Genomic DNA, 2,970 nt, shown 5'->3' with positions numbered 1-2,970 from the left:
GAGGTTGGGCGTACGCGGAAGGACGTTTGTGCCGAACACGCCCTGCGGATCGATCACGACATTCGCGACGACGACACTGATAAAGAGTGCCGCAGCCCCCAGAATCAGCGTCAGCGCATAGGTCCGAGGCTTCATCCCGGACGCGGCAGAAACCGGCTTCTTCTTACGCCAGAGCATCGGGCAAACCTGGCTGGAGTTCGGCAAGGCGTCCGTCGAGGAAAAGGCTGCGGGCAAGGCCGCGCGAAACAGAAATTCGCGACGATCGACGCGACAGGCAAGAGCACGAAGGCGGGTTCCACCAAGCATAGAAGACGAGCGACGGCAGCATCGTGTCGAGGATCGCAGCCGCCGCGCTCAAGCGCGCAAGAGCGAAGGGCAGGAGCACCGCAAGCGGAAGAAAGACGATAATGAACTCGGTAGAATTGAAGAGCATCGGGCGCGCCATAGTAGCAGTGCGAGGCGACAGACTTGCAGCCGCGATGGACGCCGGCAAGTTGTTGCGGGAGCTTGCCGCCGGTTGGCCGGCCTCGTGTGTGAAATATGTCACCAATTCTGCGGATCATATGCAGCCGCGAGGTCGCGGGCGTTAGTTGCCGCTAGGAATGTTCTGTACACGCGGACGAAAGCGCAACCTGTTAGCGTCACGTCTTCAGTCTGCATGGTGTTTCCTGAAATCACGGACGCGGGTCTGTTAGGGCGCCAGCGCCTCTATAGTGGTCGGCATGAATGCCGGAGTGGGGCGGCTTAACGGTCACCCCAGGCCGGTTTGCGCAAAGTCGATCAGCCAACGGACGCGCTGTATCATTAACGCAACGTCAGTGGAAAACCCGGCGGCTCGCCTTTGGTCGATATTGCAACTCATGGTCGCAGCTCGATGGCTATGCCCAGATGCAGGCCAGGGGTATCGAAATGAGCAACGAGATCCAGCGACGGAACATCCCGGCCCGGCCTGTCGTCGTGCAGCCGAGCCCGCCCCGGGGCATGACTTTCTGCAACACCCTCGGCTTCTCGACCATCTGCTACTGAGGAGCCGGGCCGAGTGGCTCTTGGCGAATCTAATCTGGTTAGGCGGAGGGAACTGCTCATCTCGCCTCGCGTTCCCTAACCGCGTGACGGCGCATCACATCGTCGACACGGCCTAGTAGCCCCGCCGAGTTTCCCCAGAACCGGCGGGGCTACTGCGAGTCGTGGAGTAGCTGTCGTGTGCGCGCGTCACCGGGGCGGATCCGCTCATCCTCGAGTTTCGTGCCTTGCCGCGCCGACCAGGTCATACCGATCTCCGCACCTTCATGAGCCGGAAGGCCCGCAATCAGAGCAGTTTCGCAAGATACTGCCCGTAGCTCGATTTGCCCGTCAGCTTCGCCAGTTCGGCCAGCTGATCGCGAGTGATGAACCCCTTACGGAAGGCGATTTCCTCCGGGCAGGAGATCTTCATGCCTTGGCGCCGCTCCAGGATCTCGATGAACTGCCCGGCTTCCATCAGGCTCTCATGCGTGCCGGTATCGAGCCAGGCGAAGCCCCGGCCCATGATCTGAACGTGAAGCTTACCACGCGCCATGTAGACGCGGTTGATATCGGTGATCTCGATCTCGCCGCGCGCCGACGGCGCGATGCCCGCCGCGATGTCGAGCACATCGTTGTCGTAGAAATAAAGGCCGGTCACCGCGAGATTGGATTTCGGTTCGGCCGGCTTCTCCTCGATCGAGATGCCCGTGCCCGCCGCGTCGATCTCGACCACGCCATAACGCTGCGGATCGGAGACGGCATAACCGAAGACGGTCGCCCCCGTCGGCCGCGCGATCGCCTCCGCCATTAACTCAGGCAGGCCGTGGCCGTAGAAGATGTTGTCACCAAGAACCAACGCGACGCGATCGATCCCTACGAAATCGCGCCCGACGATGAATGCGTCGGCAAGGCCGCGCGGCTCGGCCTGCACGGCGTAGCTGAGCTTCAGGCCAAACTGGGTCCCGTCCCCCAGCAAGCGGGCAAACAGCGCCTGATCATGGGGGGTGGTGATGATCAGGATCTCGCGGATACCCCCAAGCATCAGCGTCGAGAGCGGGTAGTAGATCATCGGCTTGTCGTAGACGGGCAGCAACTGCTTCGAGACCACCGAGGTCACCGGGTGCAGCCGCGTGCCGGTGCCACCCGCGAGAATGATGCCCTTCATGATACCCTCTGCGCCGTCAACGAGCCCACCACCTCGCGCATGCGTTCTTGCCACGGCTTTGCGCGATAGCCAAAGGTCGCGGCGAACCGGGCGGAATCAAGCACCGAATTGGCCGGACGGCTCGCTCGTGCGCCAGCGACGAGGGCGATTGGTTGTCCTGAATGAAATTCGGCGCGATCCCTGTCGAAAGGCTCGCGGCTATAGGTTTCCATGATGTAGCCGCGGTCATCGAAACGTCGCGGCCGGACCAGCACAGGACCGGGAATGGCGAGAGGCGCGAAGGTAAAATTGGACATGAAGTCTCCTGCCTAGCCGCAGGTAGTCGCGCCGCCGGACCGCGTCAACGACACGCCGACGCTCGTCTGACTGGCAGGCCCGGCTACGCCGCGCCTTCTCAACCAAGCGCGAGGCGATGGAATAGGGCGGTCCGGCGCGAATGACCACTTTCAGTGGCTCAAACGGCTCACAGGGGGACGTGGCCTTGTGTCGTAACGCCGCTGGCGCTCCACTTGACCCAGCTCGCCAGGCCGCCATCGTCAAAATCGTGAGCGCTGTTCTCAGGCCACAGCCTTGAGCTGCGTCTCTGCGTAAGCCCAGGGCAGCAGGTCGTCGATCTGGCTCTGGGGATGGCCGGCGACGATGCGGGCGAGGACGTCGGCGAGATAGTATTGCGGATCGACGCCGTTGAGCTTGGCCGTTTCCACGAGTGAGGCGATCACGGCCCAGTGCTCGGCGCCGCCGTCAGATCCGGCAAAGAGCGCGTTCTTGCGGTTCAAAGCTCAAAGCGATGGGCTTGATCG

At 62.4% G+C, this 2,970-nt stretch carries 3 protein-coding genes and 1 pseudogene; all 4 read right to left on the bottom strand.

The window, feature by feature from the left end; translation table 11 throughout:
• Positions 1-163: 163 nt before the first annotated feature.
• A complete protein-coding gene (locus AC1DW9_RS36415; RefSeq protein WP_476776348.1) occupies positions 164-433 on the bottom strand; it encodes a hypothetical protein in 270 nt (89 codons plus the stop codon).
• An 876-nt stretch (positions 434-1,309) separates the two neighbouring features.
• Positions 1,310-2,170, bottom strand: coding sequence for a glucose-1-phosphate thymidylyltransferase RfbA (gene rfbA / locus AC1DW9_RS36410; protein ID WP_476776347.1), 861 nt, complete (start codon positions 2,168-2,170; stop codon positions 1,310-1,312).
• The gene (locus AC1DW9_RS36405; protein WP_476776346.1) at positions 2,167-2,466 is read right to left on the bottom strand and encodes a hypothetical protein; all 300 of its coding nucleotides are present in this window, start codon (positions 2,464-2,466) and stop codon (positions 2,167-2,169) included. Before AC1DW9_RS36405 ends, rfbA begins: the two co-directional genes overlap by 4 nt.
• A gap of 261 nt (positions 2,467-2,727) precedes the next feature.
• Positions 2,728-2,949, bottom strand: a pseudogene (locus tag AC1DW9_RS36400) (transposase domain-containing protein); the annotation flags it as partial.
• Positions 2,950-2,970: the final 21 nt, after the last annotated feature.

The organism is Allobosea sp. P4_E12 (assembly GCF_056401655.1).
Note: the sequence above shows the minus strand (reverse complement) of the source record. Positions and strands in the feature narration are given on the sequence as shown.

Excerpts from the sequence above, each read along its gene's own strand:
- AC1DW9_RS36415 (WP_476776348.1), bottom strand. The coding sequence starts at position 433 with ATGCTCTTCAATTCTACCGAGTTCATTATCGTCTTTCTTCCGCTTGCG.
- rfbA (WP_476776347.1), bottom strand. The coding sequence starts at position 2,170 with ATGAAGGGCATCATTCTCGCGGGTGGCACCGGCACGCGGCTGCACCCG.
- AC1DW9_RS36405 (WP_476776346.1), bottom strand. The coding sequence starts at position 2,466 with ATGTCCAATTTTACCTTCGCGCCTCTCGCCATTCCCGGTCCTGTGCTG.